The 15,282-nt window shown below is 60.2% G+C and carries 15 protein-coding genes; 8 read left to right on the top strand and 7 right to left on the bottom strand.

Going from position 1 to position 15,282, the window contains the following annotated elements:
- The first annotated feature begins 64 nt into the window (after positions 1-64).
- Positions 65-919, top strand: coding sequence for a D-hexose-6-phosphate mutarotase (locus CKW29_RS04355; RefSeq protein ID WP_095145287.1), 855 nt, complete (start codon positions 65-67; stop codon positions 917-919).
- A 40-nt stretch (positions 920-959) separates the two neighbouring features.
- Here CKW29_RS04355 and CKW29_RS04350 read toward each other — a convergent pair whose 3' ends face one another.
- On the bottom strand, positions 960-1,820 hold the full coding sequence (locus CKW29_RS04350; protein ID WP_176465316.1) for a MurR/RpiR family transcriptional regulator: 861 nt from the start codon (positions 1,818-1,820) through the stop codon (positions 960-962).
- 249 nt (positions 1,821-2,069) lie between these two features.
- On the opposite strand from CKW29_RS04350, the gene zwf reads away from it, so the two are divergent.
- From zwf to CKW29_RS04335, 3 genes are read left to right on the top strand one after another with little or no spacing between them, the layout of a single operon-like run.
- Positions 2,070-3,539, top strand: coding sequence for a glucose-6-phosphate dehydrogenase (zwf, locus tag CKW29_RS04345; protein ID WP_095147982.1), 1,470 nt, complete (start codon positions 2,070-2,072; stop codon positions 3,537-3,539).
- Positions 3,526-4,239 carry a 6-phosphogluconolactonase gene (gene pgl, locus CKW29_RS04340; protein WP_095147981.1) on the top strand — a complete coding sequence of 238 codons (714 nt, stop codon included), beginning with the start codon at positions 3,526-3,528 and terminating at the stop codon, positions 4,237-4,239. Before zwf ends, pgl begins: the two co-directional genes overlap by 14 nt.
- Positions 4,240-4,256: 17 nt before the next feature.
- Positions 4,257-4,922 (top strand): bifunctional 4-hydroxy-2-oxoglutarate aldolase/2-dehydro-3-deoxy-phosphogluconate aldolase, encoded by a 666-nt coding sequence (locus tag CKW29_RS04335; RefSeq protein ID WP_095145291.1) that lies wholly within the window; start codon positions 4,257-4,259, stop codon positions 4,920-4,922.
- Between the two features lie 133 nt (positions 4,923-5,055).
- On the opposite strand, the gene CKW29_RS04330 is transcribed toward CKW29_RS04335, so the two are convergent.
- The 4 genes from CKW29_RS04330 to CKW29_RS04315 all read right to left on the bottom strand — a co-directional run bounded on the left by CKW29_RS04330 (position 5,056) and on the right by CKW29_RS04315 (position 8,218).
- On the bottom strand, positions 5,056-6,237 hold the full coding sequence (locus CKW29_RS04330; protein WP_095145292.1) for an aminotransferase class V-fold PLP-dependent enzyme: 1,182 nt from the start codon (positions 6,235-6,237) through the stop codon (positions 5,056-5,058).
- Between the two features lie 28 nt (positions 6,238-6,265).
- Positions 6,266-6,502, bottom strand: coding sequence for a DUF3820 family protein (locus CKW29_RS04325; protein ID WP_040070258.1), 237 nt, complete (start codon positions 6,500-6,502; stop codon positions 6,266-6,268).
- Positions 6,503-6,760: 258 nt separating this feature from the next.
- A complete protein-coding gene (locus tag CKW29_RS04320) occupies positions 6,761-7,231 on the bottom strand; it encodes a MaoC family dehydratase (protein ID WP_095078500.1) in 471 nt (156 codons plus the stop codon).
- 42 nt (positions 7,232-7,273) lie between these two features.
- Positions 7,274-8,218 carry an alpha/beta hydrolase gene (locus CKW29_RS04315; protein ID WP_095145293.1) on the bottom strand — a complete coding sequence of 315 codons (945 nt, stop codon included), beginning with the start codon at positions 8,216-8,218 and terminating at the stop codon, positions 7,274-7,276.
- 212 nt (positions 8,219-8,430) lie between these two features.
- On the opposite strand from CKW29_RS04315, the gene fadD2 reads away from it, so the two are divergent.
- Positions 8,431-10,119, top strand: a complete 1,689-nt coding sequence (gene fadD2 / locus CKW29_RS04310; protein ID WP_095145294.1) for a long-chain-fatty-acid--CoA ligase FadD2 — start codon at positions 8,431-8,433, stop codon at positions 10,117-10,119.
- Between the two features lie 331 nt (positions 10,120-10,450).
- Positions 10,451-12,142 (top strand): long-chain-fatty-acid--CoA ligase FadD1, encoded by a 1,692-nt coding sequence (fadD1, locus tag CKW29_RS04305; protein ID WP_095147980.1) that lies wholly within the window; start codon positions 10,451-10,453, stop codon positions 12,140-12,142.
- Positions 12,143-12,225: 83 nt separating this feature from the next.
- On the opposite strand, the gene CKW29_RS04300 is transcribed toward fadD1, so the two are convergent.
- A complete protein-coding gene (locus tag CKW29_RS04300; RefSeq protein ID WP_095145295.1) occupies positions 12,226-12,603 on the bottom strand; it encodes a hypothetical protein in 378 nt (125 codons plus the stop codon).
- Between the two features lie 364 nt (positions 12,604-12,967).
- On the opposite strand from CKW29_RS04300, the gene CKW29_RS04295 reads away from it, so the two are divergent.
- A complete protein-coding gene (locus tag CKW29_RS04295; protein WP_095145296.1) occupies positions 12,968-13,915 on the top strand; it encodes a YihY/virulence factor BrkB family protein in 948 nt (315 codons plus the stop codon).
- A gap of 2 nt (positions 13,916-13,917) precedes the next feature.
- A complete protein-coding gene (def, locus tag CKW29_RS04290) occupies positions 13,918-14,457 on the top strand; it encodes a peptide deformylase (RefSeq protein ID WP_095145297.1) in 540 nt (179 codons plus the stop codon).
- Here the strand turns inward: def and CKW29_RS04285 are convergent.
- Positions 14,454-14,879 (bottom strand): GNAT family N-acetyltransferase, encoded by a 426-nt coding sequence (locus CKW29_RS04285; protein WP_095145298.1) that lies wholly within the window; start codon positions 14,877-14,879, stop codon positions 14,454-14,456. The two genes, def and CKW29_RS04285, sit on opposite strands and share 4 nt — an antisense overlap.
- Between the last annotated feature and the right edge of the window lie 403 nt (positions 14,880-15,282).

The raw sequence follows: 15,282 nt of genomic DNA, 5'->3' as shown, positions 1-15,282 counted from the left end.
GCTGTCCGCTTTTTTTTGGGGTGGCGCGCCCCTTGGTGATCGCTGATTTTCAGGACCGTGGCACATGCCAGAGCATCCGCTACAACGTTTCTTCAAGTCCTTGCGCGAGCGTCCGGTATTCGCGTGGGAGCGCTATCAGAAGCGCGACGTGTTGGTGATCGATCATCCGCTGTGCCAGGCGGTGTTCAGTCGCCAGGGCGCGCAGTTGTTGCACTTCCAGCCCACAGGCCAGAAACCCTGGTTGTGGTGCGCGGCGAAGTGGCCGCAGGTCGGCGCCATTCGCGGCGGAGTCCCGGTGTGCTGGCCGTGGTATGGCCGGCATCCGAGTGAAAACGCCTGGCCATCCCATGGCTGGGCACGGCTGCTGGACTGGAAGCTGATCGACAGTCGCAGCGATGACGACGGCGTGCACCTGCACTGGCAGTTACAGCTGTGCGATTGGCAAGTCGAGCTGCACGCGCACTTGGGCGAGCGTATGGAGCTGCGCCTGAGCACCGAGCACCAGGACAGCCTGCCGTGCCAGTTGAGTCATGCTTTGCACGCCTATTGGCGTATTGGTGACGTCGGTGAGGTAGCGCTGTCTGGGCTGGATGGCGCGCAGGGTTATGACCAGCTAAAGCGTGAGGCGTGCGAGCAAAAAGGCGAGTTGCGGGTCGAGGGTGGCTGCCAGCGCGTGTTTCAGCACGAGGGCGAGCTACAGCTCAAGGACCGTGCCTGGCAGCGCCAGTTGTGCATCGATACCGGCGACAGCGCGGACACCGTGGTCTGGCACCCCGGATCGCGCCCGCTGCTGGGGGTGAGCTGGAATGAGGTGAGCGAGTTTGTCTGCGTGGAAGCGGCCAGCGGTGGCACCGACAGCCTGAGCCTGGCCCCGGGGGAGCGGGCGCATTTGAGTTTGCAGGCGTGGGCGGCGGCGTGATGCTCATTCCCACGCAGGGCGTGGAAATGAGCGGGGCGAATCAGTTGAACTCATCTCCCACCGGATAGCGGCTGGCGTTGAGGCTTTCCTTGATTTTGCGCAGGTGCGGCTGGAAGTCGACGCCGCGGCGCAGGGTCATGCCGGTGGCGAGTACGTCGAGCACGGTCAACTGAATGATCCGCGAGGTCATCGGCATGTAGATGTCGGTGTCTTCCGGCAACGGGATGTTCAGGCTCAGGGTGCTGGCCTTGGCCAGTGGCGAGCCTTCGGCCGTCAGGCCAAGTACCGAGGCACCGTTCTCGCGGGCAATGCGCGCCACTTCCACCAGTTCGCGGGTGCGACCGGTGTAGGAAATGATCACGAACAGTTCACCGGTATGGGCCACGGAAGCAATCATGCGCTGCATCAGCACATCGGCGTGGGCGGTGACGGCCAGGTTGAAGCGAAAGAACTTGTGCTGGGCATCCAGCGCGACCGGTGCTGATGCACCGAGACCGAAGAAGTGGATCTGCCGGGCCTGGATCAGCAAGTCCACGGCGCGGCTGACCAGGTTCGGGTCCAGGGCCTGGCAGGCGCTGTCCAGCGAGGCGATGGCGCTGCCAAAGATCTTCTGGGTGTAGGCCTCCGGGTTGTCGTCGGCTTCCACCGCGCGGCTGACATAGGCGGCACCACTGGCCAGGCTTTGGGCCAGCTGCAGCTTGAGCTCCGGGTAACCGCTGACGCCGAACGAGCGGCAGAAACGGTTGACCGTCGGTTCGCTGACCGAGGCGGCCTGGGCGAGGGCGGCGATGCTGAAGCGAGTCGCCTGCTGCGGGTTGAGCAGGATGACTTCGGCGACTTTGCGCTCAGCCTTGTTCAGGTCGGCAAGGCGATTCTGGATCTGTTCCAGTAAATTTCGCACGCGGTCCATAAATGTTTCCTTAGAGCGGCTGCTATGCAAGCAGACTCGCTGCTTGCAAGTAAAGGCTCGGCTATGAAAATCGGGCCTTTGGTAAGGCCCTTTGCGGTGGCCTATCCTACTGGTGGCCCTGACTGACCACCACCGGGAATCTGTATTTTGGAATAATGTTGTGGTTATTACTACATTTTCCCTTGAGTGATGCCTTGAAAAAAGGTATTTGTAGCTTAACTTGATAAAAGAACAAACATCATGCCTTCGATTACGGTTGAACCGTGCACCTTTGCCTTGTTCGGCGCCTTGGGCGATCTGGCCCTGCGCAAGCTGTTTCCTGCCTTGTACCAACTCGATGGTGCAGGCCTGCTGCATGAGGACTCGCGCATTATCGCACTGGCCCGTGAGCCGGGCAGCGCGCAGGAGCACCTGGCCTTCATCGCCCGGGAGCTGCGCCACTATGTGGCTGCCAAGGAACTGGACGAAGCCGTGGTCGATCGCTTCCTGGCGCGGCTGACGTACCTGCATGTCGACTTTCTCAAGACCGATGACTACGTGGCCCTGGCTGAACTGGCCGGCACGACGCAGCGGATGATTGCCTATTTCGCCACGCCGGCGGCGGTCTACGGGGCAATCTGCGAGAATCTGGCGCAGGTTGGCCTGACTGAAAACACCCGCGTGGTGCTGGAAAAACCCATCGGTTCGGACCTGGAATCGTCGCGCAAGGTCAACGACGCCGTGGCTCGGTTTTTCCCGGAAAACCGTACTTACCGTATCGACCACTACCTGGGCAAGGAAACGGTCCAGAACCTGATCGCCCTGCGTTTCGCCAACAGCCTGTTCGAAACCCAGTGGAACCAGAACTACATTTCCCACGTGGAAATTACCGTTGCCGAGAAGGTCGGAATCGAAGGCCGTTGGGGCTATTTCGACAAGGCCGGGCAGTTGCGGGACATGATTCAGAATCACCTGCTGCAGCTGCTGTGCCTGATCGCCATGGACCCTCCGGCGGACCTGTCGGCCGACAGCATCCGCGACGAGAAAGTCAAAGTGCTCAAGGCACTGGCACCGATCAGTCCGGAAGGCCTGAGCACTCAGGTGGTGCGTGGCCAGTACATCGCCGGGCACAGTGAAGGCAAGGCGGTGCCGGGTTACCTGGAGGAAGAAAATTCCAATACCCAGAGCGACACCGAGACCTTCGTCGCCCTGCGCGCCGACATCCGCAACTGGCGTTGGGCCGGTGTGCCGTTTTACCTGCGTACCGGCAAGCGCATGCCGGAAAAGCTGTCGCAGATCGTCATCCACTTCAAGGAACCGTCGCACTACATCTTCGCCCCCGAGCAACGCTTGCAGATCAGCAACAAGTTGATCATTCGCCTGCAGCCGGACGAAGGCATTTCCTTGCGGGTGATGACCAAGGAGCAAGGCCTGGACAAGGGCATGCAGCTGCGCAGCGGGCCGTTGCAGCTGAACTTTTCCGATACCTGGCGCAGTGCGCGGATCCCTGACGCCTACGAGCGGTTGTTGCTGGAAGTGATGCGCGGCAATCAGAACCTGTTTGTTCGCAAAGATGAAATCGAGGCCGCGTGGAAATGGTGCGACCAGTTGATCGCCGGATGGAAGAAATCCGGTGATGCGCCCAAACCGTACGCGGCCGGGTCCTGGGGGCCAATGAGCTCCATTGCATTGATTACGCGGGACGGGAGGTCGTGGTATGGCGATATCTAAATTGAAACTGCCTCAGGGCGTTAGCGCCCATGAGTTCAAAAGCCCGGTGCTGCTGGCCGAAGGCCTGGCACTGAAGGTGGCCAAGCAACTGAGCGATGCGCTCGACGCCACGGGCACGGCAACGCTGGTGGTGTCTGGTGGGCGCAGCCCGGTGGCGTTTTTCCAGCACCTGGCCAAGCAAAAGCTGGACTGGTCGAAGGTGGTGGTCAGCCTGGCTGACGAGCGCTGGGTGCCCGTCGAACACGCCGACAGCAATGCCGGTCTGCTCAAGCGTTACCTGCTGCAAGGCCCAGCGGCCCAGGCGCAATTTCTGAGCCTGTACAGCGCCTGCGCCAACCTGGAACTGGCCGCCGAGCAGGCGGATCGTTTGCTCGCCGAGCTACCAAGGATTGACGTGCTGGTGCTGGGGATGGGCGATGACGGTCACACCGCCTCGCTGTTCCCGGACAGTCCGAATCTTGCGCAAGCGTTGCAGGCCGACGGTACACGCCGTTGCTGGCCAATGCTGGCGCCCACTGTGCCGCATCAGCGCCTGACCATGAGTCGTGCATTGCTGGCGTCGGCGACGCACACCGTTCTATCGATTTCCGGTCAGTCCAAGCTGACCACCTTGAGCGCCGCACTGGCCGGTGACGATGTCGCCGCAATGCCGATTCGCGCGTTTCTGCAACCCACGTTAGAGATTTACTGGTGCCCATGAGCCAAGGATCATCCGCTATGACAACCCCATCCCTTGCCGTTTCCATGGCGGATAAAGTTGCCCTGATCGACAGCCTCTGCGCCAAGGCGCGGATTCTGCCGGTCATCACCATCGCTCGTGAACAGGACGTACTGCCGTTGGCCGATGCCCTGGCAGCGGGTGGCCTGACGGCCCTGGAAGTGACCCTGCGCTCGCAGTTCGGCCTCAAGGCCATCCAGATTCTGCGTGAACAGCGTCCGGAGTTGCTCACCGGTGCCGGCACCGTGCTGGATCGCACCATGCTGGCCGCCGCGGAAGCGGCAGGCTCGCAGTTCATTGTCACGCCAGGCATCACCCGTGACTTGCTCGAAGCCAGCGTGGACAGCCCGATTCCGCTGTTGCCCGGCATCAGCAACGCCTCCGGCATCATGGAGGGCTATGCCCTGGGATACCGCCGCTTCAAGCTGTTCCCGGCGGAGGTCAGCGGTGGCGTGGCGGCGATCAAGGCCCTTGGCGGCCCGTTCGGCGAAGTGAAATTCTGCCCCACCGGTGGCGTGGGCCCGGCCAACATCAAGAGCTACATGGCGTTGAAAAACGTGATGTGCGTGGGTGGCAGCTGGATGCTGGATCCGGAGTGGATCAAGAACGGCGACTGGGCACGCATTCAGGAGTGCACCGCCGAGGCGCTGGCGCTGCTGGACTGACGGGGTTACCCGCAGGGTTTTACGAAGAATTGTAGTAGTTGCGTTCTACGGCTTTTCGGCGCACTTGGTCGGTGCGCCGTTTTTTTTGCCTGGCGAAAAGTGCCGCCCCGTTGCATTCAAGGGGCGGCGGGCCTCAACTCAGTTCGATCAGCGCCTGCGCCATCAGGTGCATGTCCGCTGCCGTGCTGATCAGGCCGGGGGTGATGCGTATGCACGGCCCACAGGCCGAACCGCTGCGGGTCACGGTGAACAGGTTGTAGTCGCTGAGCAGGCGGTCGACCATCGCCTGCTGGTCGGCCTGGCGAGTGAAGCGCATCGAGGTGATGCCGCAATACAGGCGCGGGTCATTCGGAGTCATGACCTCAATGCCTGGCGCGTCTTGAACGGCGTCGACCCACAGATTGCGCAGGTAGTTGAGCCGGGCGCCCTTGGCGGCCGCACCGCCGATGGCGCGATGTTCTTCGAATACCAACGGCAAGGTCAGCAAGGCGGGAATATTCGGCGTGCTGTACGGCGTGCGTGAGCGGGTGTCGGTGGCCGGGAAATGAAACTCGCCCATGTCTGGATCGATGTCGGCCAGGCGTTGCGGGGCGATGTAGAGGAAGCCCAGGGTCAGCGGTGCACCGATCCATTTGTGCAGGTTGTAGCCGGCAAAGCTGATGCCCAGTTCCTCGAGGTCGAATTCGATCTGGCCCAGGGCATGGGCGCCATCGAGGATCACGTCGATCCCGTGCTCACGGGCACAGGCGGCAATGGCCTTGACCGGCATCACGAGGCCGGTGCGGTGGGTGACGTGGGTCAGGGCCATGAGTTTGATTCGCGGGTGCTGCTCGAACGCTGCGCGATAGCTCGCCACCAGGCTGTCGAAGCTGGCGGGGTGGGGGTGCTCGATTTCGATCACCTCGACCCCACGATAGCGTGCCAGCCAGCGCATCGCACTTTTGACCGTGTCGTATTCCAGGTCGCAGATCAGTACCTGATCACCCGGCTGCAAGCGGTTGTAGTTGCGAATCAGCGATTGCAGCGCGTCCGAAGCATTGCGGGTGAGGGCCAGGGCTTGCGCGGGGACTCGCAGCAAGTCCGCCAGTTGCCTGCGAATCTCCACGCTTTCGAGTTTTTCGAAGCGTTGACGCACGTGCACCGAGTTGCTGCTGTTGATCAGTTCGATGTTGCGTTGGTATTCCTCGATGACCGTGCGCGACATGCGGCCGAAGTAACCGTTTTCCAGGTTGATGGGGCCAGGCTGGACATCGTAGCGATCGGCAAAGGTCCGCCAGAAGGCTTCATCATGGGCGCGGAAGGTGTTATCGGGCATGGGGAGAACTCGGTCTGGATTCGGTGGTTCAGTGGCGAGGCTTGGGTTTGCCGTGCTTGGCGCGCAGCGGGTCGAGCAGGTCGGACAAACCGTTGTGATCGATTTCCTGCATCAGGGCCAGCAGGCCACCCAGTTCACCGTGGGGGAAGCCCTGACGGGCGAACCAGTTCAGGTACGGGCCGGGCAGGTCGGCAATGATGCGCCCTTTGTATTTGCCAAAGGGCATTTCTCGGGTGACCAGCAGTTCAAGCGTTTCGGGGTTCATCGGTCAGTCGTCTTGATTCATACAGTCCGGAAAATACAGGCATTGCGCAGGCACGCCAATCGACAGATCCTGCCAATAACCAGCATACAGATGCTTGCGGGTGATGTAGCGGACAGCTCCATGGCGATTGTGCGCTGTTCACGGCGACGTGCGGGCGGCGCAGCCAGGAGCGCGCCCGTTCGCAAGCGTTGAACAATCGTAAAGGGGCTCGGCCTTGTGGCGAGCGAGCGTGCTCCCTCGCCACCGGTGAGCGGTCAATCAGCCGATGCTGATGGTCGGCAAGGTAGGCAGGGTCACGGTCTGTTGCTTGCGGGGCGCGAGGATCTCGGCTTCGCCATCAACCACCAGCTCATCACGCTGGTTGAACACGCGGGTGGCAATGCGCACGCGGAACTTCGGCAGTTTCTCGAGGATTTCCAGGCGCACGGTCAGGGTGTCGCCGATCTTCACCGGCTTCTGGAAACTCATCTGCTGGCCGAGGTAGATGGTCCCGGGCCCAGGCAGCTCGCAGGCGACCGCGGCACTGATCAGTGCGCCACTGAACATGCCATGGGCGATACGCTCCTTGAACATGCTCGCCGCTGCGAATTCGGCATCCAGGTGCACCGGGTTATGGTCGCCGGACATGGCGGCAAACAGCTGAATGTCGCGCTCTTCGACGGATTTGCTGTAGCTGGCGGTCTGGCCGACTTCGAGGGCTTCGTACGGCGTGTTGGTAACCTGGGTCATGTGTCTTGAATCCTGTGACGAGTTAAGTGTAATAACCAAACGTTATTCGGTTCTGGGTGGCCGGCGGTGGCTCAATGCCTGGGCCAGCCAGGTGAGCAGGTCCGCGGTCACTTCATCGCGGTTGCTTTCGTTGAACAGTTCGTGCCGTGCCTGCGGGTAGATCGTCAGTTGCAGGCACTGGTTGCCGGCCTGGCGCAGTGCATCGGCCAACGCCTTGAGACGCTTGCCTTCACTCACCGGATCACATTCTCCGCCAATGACCAGCAACGGCAGGCCCGGATCGATCTGCGCGAGATTGGACGCTTTGCTGATCTGCTGCAAGCCGCCGAGCATATCGATCCACAACTGGTTGGTGCAGCGGTAGCCGCAGAGTGGATCGTTGACGTACTTGTCGACTTCCGCCGGGTCGCGGCTGAGCCAGTCGAACGGGGTGCGGTTGGGTTTGAACGCCTTGTTGAACGAGCCGAACGACAACCACTCGATCAGCGCACTGCGACCAGTCGCGCCTTGGCGCCAGCGTTCGAGGCGGGCAATCAGGCGCGCCATGCGATACAGCGCCACGGGCTGGAAATTCGAGCCGCTGAGTACGGCGCCATACAGGCTGGCGCTGTGGTGCAGCAGATAAGCCTGGGCAATGTAGCTGCCCATGCTGTGGCCCAGCAACACAATCGGCGTGCCCGGATGCTGCTGGCCGATGTGCTGATTCAGGCTGGCCAGGTCACCGACCACTTTGCGCCAGCCATCCTTGTCCGCGTAGTGCCCTAGCACGCCGTTTTCGGCGGTTTTGCCATGGCCGCGCTGGTCCAGCGCATAGACGCCGTACCCTTGGTTACACAATACCTGCGCCAGGCGCTCGTACCTTGCGCTATGTTCCGCCATCCCGTGGGACAGCAGGATCACCGCGTTGAGCGGGCTTTCGGGTAACCACTGGTTGACGAAAAGCTGGCTGTGGTCATTCGCGGTCAACCAGAACGTGTCGTGGATCATGGCGATTCCTTTGCGCTGAGTCGTTGCATTGTATAGCTGATCAAGCGTCTGGCGTCCGATGCGGGCCTCCCAAGGCGGCAAGATTCACACTATCAATGACACTCGTGCTTATATTTGCCTGAATCGCCATAACTGCTAGTGTCCCAGAAGCTCCGCTTCTCAACATCGCAGAGAGGCGGCACGGACTCGCTCAGGTAAAGAGGACAAGAATAATGCAACCTGATTTCTGGAATGATAAACGCCCGGCCGGCGTACCCATTGATATCGATCTGGGTGGCTACAAGTCGGTGATCGAGGTGTTCGAGCGTTCCTGCAAGAAGTTCGCCGACCGTCCAGCGTTCAGCAACATGGGGGTGACCCTGACCTACGCTGACCTGGAACGCTACAGCGCAGCCTTCGCCGGTTATCTGCAAAGCCAGACCGATCTGGTGCCGGGCGATCGCATCGCGGTACAGATGCCCAACGTCCTGCATTATCCGATTGCCGTGTTCGGTGCGCTGCGTGCCGGGCTGATCGTGGTCAACACCAACCCGTTGTACACCGCGCGGGAGATGCGGCATCAGTTCAAGGATTCCGGTGCCCGGGCGCTGGTGTACCTGAACATGTTCGGGCAGAAGGTCCAGGAAGTGCTGCCCGACACCGATATCCAATACCTGATCGAAGCGAAGATGGGCGACCTGATGCCCGCCGCCAAGGGCTGGCTGATCAATACCGTGGTCGACAAGGTCAAGAAGATGGTCCCGGCCTACGACCTGCCACAGGCCACTTCCTTCAAGAGCGCGTTGCGCATGGGGCGTGGCCAGGGCATCAAGCCCTTGCAGGCCGGCCTCGACGACGTCGCCGTGCTGCAATACACCGGCGGCACCACCGGCCTGGCCAAGGGGGCGATGCTGACCCACGGCAACCTGGTGGCCAACATGCAACAGGCCCGCGCCTGCCTCGGCCAACACGGCAAGGATGGCCAGCCACTGCTGCGCGAAGGCCAGGAAGTGATGATCGCGCCGCTGCCGCTGTACCATATCTATGCATTCACGGCGAACTGCATGTGCATGATGGTGACCGGCAACCACAACGTGTTGATCACCAACCCACGGGACATTGCCGGCTTCATCAAGGAGCTGAAGAACTGGCGGTTCTCGGCACTGCTGGGGCTCAACACGCTGTTTGTCGCGCTGATGGATCACCCTGACTTCAAGACCCTGGACTTCTCCAGCCTCAAGCTGACCAACTCCGGCGGCACCGCCCTGGTGAAGGCCACGGCCGAGCGCTGGGAAGCCATGACCGGCTGCCGGATTACCGAAGGCTATGGCCTGACCGAAACCTCGCCGGTCGCCTGCACCAACCCCTACGGCGATCAGTCGCGCATTGGCTCCGTGGGCCTGCCGGTACCCGGTACCACGTTGAAGGTGATCAACGACGACGGTGTCGAACAGCCGCTGGGTGAGCGCGGCGAGCTCTGCATCAAAGGGCCGCAGATCATGAAGGGCTACTGGAACAAACCCGAAGCCACGGCCGAAGTGCTGGATGCCGAGGGCTGGTTCAAGTCCGGTGACATCGCGGTGATCGACCCGGACGGTTTTGTGCGCATCGTCGACCGCAAGAAAGACATGATCATTGTCTCGGGTTTCAACGTGTACCCCAACGAGATCGAGGATGTGGTCATGGCCCACCCGAAAGTGGCCAACTGCGCGGTCATCGGCGTACCGGACGACCGTTCCGGAGAGGCGGTGAAACTGTTCGTGGTGGCGCGCGAAGCGGGGGTCAGCCTTGAAGAATTGAAGGCGTACTGCAAGGAGAACTTCACCGCCTACAAAGTACCCAAGCACATCGTGTTGCGTGAGTCGCTGCCAATGACGCCGGTGGGCAAGATCCTGCGCAGGGAGTTGCGCGACATCGCGTAATGTTTTGTTAGCAGCGCGGTACCAAAAAGGGGCGCCCGAATCTGGGCACCCCTTTTTTTGTCTTGTGAATCTGGTGCGGTGGCCCGATTTAGAGCGTTTAAAGATTGCGTAGAATCTTTACTCTAAAACTGACTATTAAATAGTCTTGAGTCGCTAATGTGACTGTGCGGGCTTTCTTTGGCCCTAGTAGGGCTTTTGCAAAGCTGCTACTCTCGGCGCGCTTTGTGACTTCTCGGCCTTAAAGTTGTAAGCCAGATTCACCAAAAACACACACCAATAATAATCGCATCAAATGCGGTGAAGAATTCGCGTTGCTGAGGAGTGGGCTTCCATGATCGAAGACTTTTGGAAGGATAAGTACCCAGCTGGGATTGCTGCCGACATCAATCCAGACGAGTATCCGAATATTCAGGCAGTGTTGAAGCAGTCCTGCCAACGCTTCGCCAACAAGCCGGCCTTTAGTAACCTCGGCAAGACACTCACCTACGGTGAGCTGTACGAACTGTCGGGTGCATTTGCCGCTTATCTGCAACAGCATACCGATTTGCAGCCCGGTGATCGAATCGCCGTGCAACTGCCGAACCTGTTGCAATACCCGGTCGCCGTATTTGGCGCCATCCGCGCCGGCCTGATCGTGGTCAACACCAACCCGCTGTACACCGCGCGGGAAATGGAACATCAATTCAATGATTCCGGTGCCAAGGCGCTGGTGTGCCTGGCGAACATGGCGCACCTGGCCGAGGCCGTGGTGCCCAAGACGGGCGTCAAGCATGTCATCGTCACTGAAGTGGCCGACCTGCTGCCACCGCTCAAGCGCCTGCTGATCAACAGCGTCATCAAGTACGTGAAGAAGATGGTGCCGGCGTTCAATTTGCCCAAGGCCATCAAGTTCAATGACGTGTTGAGCATAGGACACGGCCAGCCCGTGACCGAAGCCAGCCCGGCCAGCAGCGACGTGGCCGTGCTGCAGTACACCGGCGGCACCACCGGCGTGGCCAAGGGCGCGATGCTGACCCATCGCAACCTGATAGCGAACATGTTGCAGTGCAAGGCGCTGATGGGGTCCAACCTCAATGAGGGTTGCGAGATCCTGATCACGCCGCTGCCGCTGTACCACATCTATGCCTTCACCTTCCATTGCATGGCCATGATGCTGATCGGCAACCACAACATCCTGATCAGTAACCCGCGCGATTTGCCGGCGATGGTCAAGGAACTGTCGAAGTGGAAGTTCAGCGGTTTTGTCGGGTTGAACACGCTGTTCGTGGCGCTGTGCAACAACGAAGGCTTCCGCAAGCTGGACTTCTCGGCCATGAAAGTGACCCTGTCCGGTGGCATGGCCTTGCAACTGGCGGCGGCCGAGCGCTGGAAAGAAGTGACCGGCTGCCCGATCTGCGAAGGTTACGGCATGACTGAAACCAGCCCCGTGGCGACCGTCAACCCGATCCAGAACATCCAGATCGGCACCATCGGCATTCCAGTGCCATCCACCCTGTGCAAGGTCATCGATGACGCCGGCGTTGAACAACCGCTGGGCGCAATCGGCGAACTGTGCGTGAAGGGGCCGCAGGTGATGAAAGGCTACTGGCAGCGTCAGGAAGCCACCGATGAAATGCTCGACAGCGAAGGCTGGTTGAAGACCGGTGACATCGCGCTGATCCAGGAAGATGGCTACCTGCGAATCGTCGATCGCAAGAAAGACATGATTCTGGTCTCCGGTTTCAACGTGTACCCGAACGAACTCGAGGACGTGCTGGCAGCAGTACCGGGCGTGCTGCAATGCGCGGCCATTGGCGTGCCGGACGATAAGTCGGGCGAAGCGATCAAGATGTTCATCGTCGCCAAACCGGGTGTAACACTGACCAAAGAGCAGGTGATGACGCACATGCGCGCCAATGTCACCGGCTATAAGGTGCCCAAGGCCGTCGAGTTCCGCGATGCGTTGCCGACCACCAACGTGGGCAAGATCCTGCGTCGTGAACTGCGCGATGAAGAGTTGAAGAAGCTGGGCGTGAAGAAGTAAGGCGCCGATTACCAAAAAGCCCCGCGGATGCGGGGCTTTTTGTTATTTGCCTGTCAGGCGCGCTTCTGTACAGCCGGATTGGACTACAGGCGAAACTGCGCGAAATTCACATTGGTGCCTGCCGGGCGCATGTCCTGTAGGTACGAGTCCTTGTCGGCGCTCAGTTCCAGGCTCAGGGCCGCCTTGCGCTTGCCTTCGTTGCGCACCACCAGGCCTTCCAGCTTCTCGCGCAGAAACACCGTCGGCACTTTCAGGTGCAGCAGTTCGTCGGTATCGGGTGTGTGCATCAGCAGGTGGATCCACTCATACTGGCCAATGGCCAAGCGCGACACCGGGATATCAAACCACCAGATGTTGCGGTTGCGGTTCAATTCGGTGAAGTGACAGTTGTTCACACCCAGCACTGCACCGCCCAGTTCCTGGTTCCTGCGGGCAATGGCCTGCTTTTTATCGAGTTTCATAACGTTCCTACGGGATTGGTTCTTCAGTGCCATGGCCTGAATACGTGATGCATTCTCCCGGCAAAGCCTGCAAACATAAAGCCCAACCTGCATGGGCGGATGAAATGACCCGGCGAAAACAAATGAAACTCACCCCAGGGTTCGACGGTCAATCGCTGCGCACGGGGTTGACCCTGGATGTTCATCGCACACCACGGTGAGCCGTCCGGGTCATGGACGGATGGCGGTTTTGACGTCGGCTATTGTCTGGTGGTTGCTAGCCTTGAAACTGTTTCAAGGTCGCCAAGTAGGTTACTTTGATGCAACGAACGGCCCTTGAGTCGCCCCCCCTGGCTTCAACCCTGTTGCGGCGAATGGAGACGCTATGTTTTTCCCGGATTTGAAAGGCTTGCCTTTGCACCGCGTGATGATGCGCACCGTCACGGAGTTCATCGCTGACGAGATGTCAACCTATGCCTCGGCGCTGGCCTATCAGATGCTGTTCTCGCTGTTCCCGTTCATCCTGTTCCTGATCGCGCTGATCGGTTTCCTGCACCTGCCGGACTTCTTTTCCTGGCTGCGCCTGCAGTCGGAGCTGGTGTTGCCACCCCAGGCACTGGAGCAGGTCAACCCGGTCATTGACCAGCTCCAGCAATCGAAGGGCGGATTGCTCTCGGTCGGTATCGTCATCGCTTTGTGGACGGCTTCGGCGGGTGTGCGGCTGATGATGAGTGCCATGAATGCGGCGTATGACGTGGTCGAGCGTCGCCCGATCTGGAAGCGCTTCCCGCTGTCGATTATCTACACCGTTGGCATCGCCGGCATGTTGCTGGTGGCTGCGGCCCTGATGGTGCTTGGTCCGCAGGTGATGGAGTGGATCGCCTCGCAGATCGGCATGCAGGAGGTCATTGTCACAATCTGGACGATTTTGCGCTGGCCGGCGATCGTGATTCTGTTGATGGTGGCCGTGGCGCTGACGTACTACGTGATGCCGGATGTGAAGCAGGAATTTCGCTTTATCACCCCCGGCTCCGTGCTGGCGGTGGTGGTGTGGATCATTGCGTCGCTGGGCTTTGGTTTCTACGTGAAAGCCTTCGCCAACTACAATGCCATGTATGGCAGTATCGGTGCGATCATCGTGCTGTTGCTGTACTTCTACATTTCCGCGGCGGTGCTGTTGCTGGGCGCGGAGATGAACGCGGTGATCGATCACATGTCGACCGAGGGCAAGGGGCCTGGCCAAGCGCCCCTCGGTGAACACGACACCCCCAAACAACACGTATCGGGATTGGGTCGGGATCACTCGCTCAAACCGACCTCTGACGAAGCCTGACGATGATCCGTGAAATTCTCAAAATGGGCGATGAGCGCCTGCTGCGTATTGCCCCGCCAGTACCGGACGAGATGTTCGACAGCCCTGAGTTGTGGCAGTTGATCGACGACATGTTCCAGACCATGGAAAGCGTCGGCGGTGTCGGCCTGGCCGCCCCGCAGATTGGCGTTGATCTGCAGCTGGTGATCTTCGGCTTCGAGCGCAGCGAACGTTACCCGGATGCTGAAGCCGTACCGCAGACGATCCTGATCAACCCGCTGATCACGCCCCTGCAGCCCACGCTGGAGGAAGGCTTCGAAGGTTGCCTGTCGGTGCCCGGGTTGCGCGGTGCGGTGGAGCGTTACCAGCACATCCGCTATGAAGGTGTCGATCCCAAGGGGCAACCGATCGTGCGTTTCGCGTCAGGGTTCCATGCCCGTGTCGTGCAACACGAGTGCGATCACCTGATCGGCCGGTTGTACCCGTCGCGAATCAGCGACTTTCGCAAGTTCGGCTTTACCGAGGTGATGTTCCCCGACCTGGACCCCGCGGCAGACGGTTAAGCCGCGTCAGTGACCAGGCCCCGCCCCATTGCAATCATCGGCTTGCTGCGGCTATAGCGCAGCAGGCGCTCGGCCAGTGCATAAGGCAGCTGCGGGCCGGCGGCGAAGCCGTTGCGTTCATAGAATTCGCGCAAGTCCGGGTGGCAGAACAGCCACACCGGGGCACTGATCGGTCGCAGCGCCTCGGCCATCAAGGCGCCCGCAATGCCTTGCCCACGACAGCCCGGGTCGACAAACAAGCCGGTCAGCCAGAACCCGTCCGCAATCGGTCGTAGACAGAGTCCGGCGATGATCTCGTCGCGTTTGCCAACCCACAATTGCGCATCGCGCACGGCCTTCATCGAAGACTGGTGCGTGCGGTAGAACTTGTTCATCAAGGGCCACAGCGGCTCATCGAGCCGGGTGTATCGGGTGTCGGGCATAAAGGGGGTCGCCAGTGCGCAAAGCCGGCGATTATAAAAGAACGCGCGCACCAGGATAGGTGTATACCTGATCTCACATCCCGCAAGAGTGGAGTACGTATCATGGCCAAAGGCATGGATTCAAAGAAAGCTGCGAAAAAAAAGCCGGCGAAAAGCGCCGATGAAAAACGCGCTGACAAGAAGGCCAAAAAGGTCGGGGTGTTCGGTCATTGAGCCTGCTTTGACGGAGCCCGGCAATCGGGCTCCGTTATCACATCCAAGCCAATAAGCATTCGATCTGCAAGATTTCCCTGCACCGTGCTCAGAAGGAGGCAGGGCCAACTTTAGTCTGTTGGCTTGCCCTTGTTCTGAATCGAGCAATGTCCCATTACCTTGATCCACACTTGCGTGGACAAATCGAAAC

Source organism: Pseudomonas sp. Irchel s3a18, assembly GCF_900187535.1.
Lineage (GTDB): Bacteria > Pseudomonadota > Gammaproteobacteria > Pseudomonadales > Pseudomonadaceae > Aquipseudomonas.
This window is presented reverse-complemented; position numbering and strand designations above follow the sequence as displayed.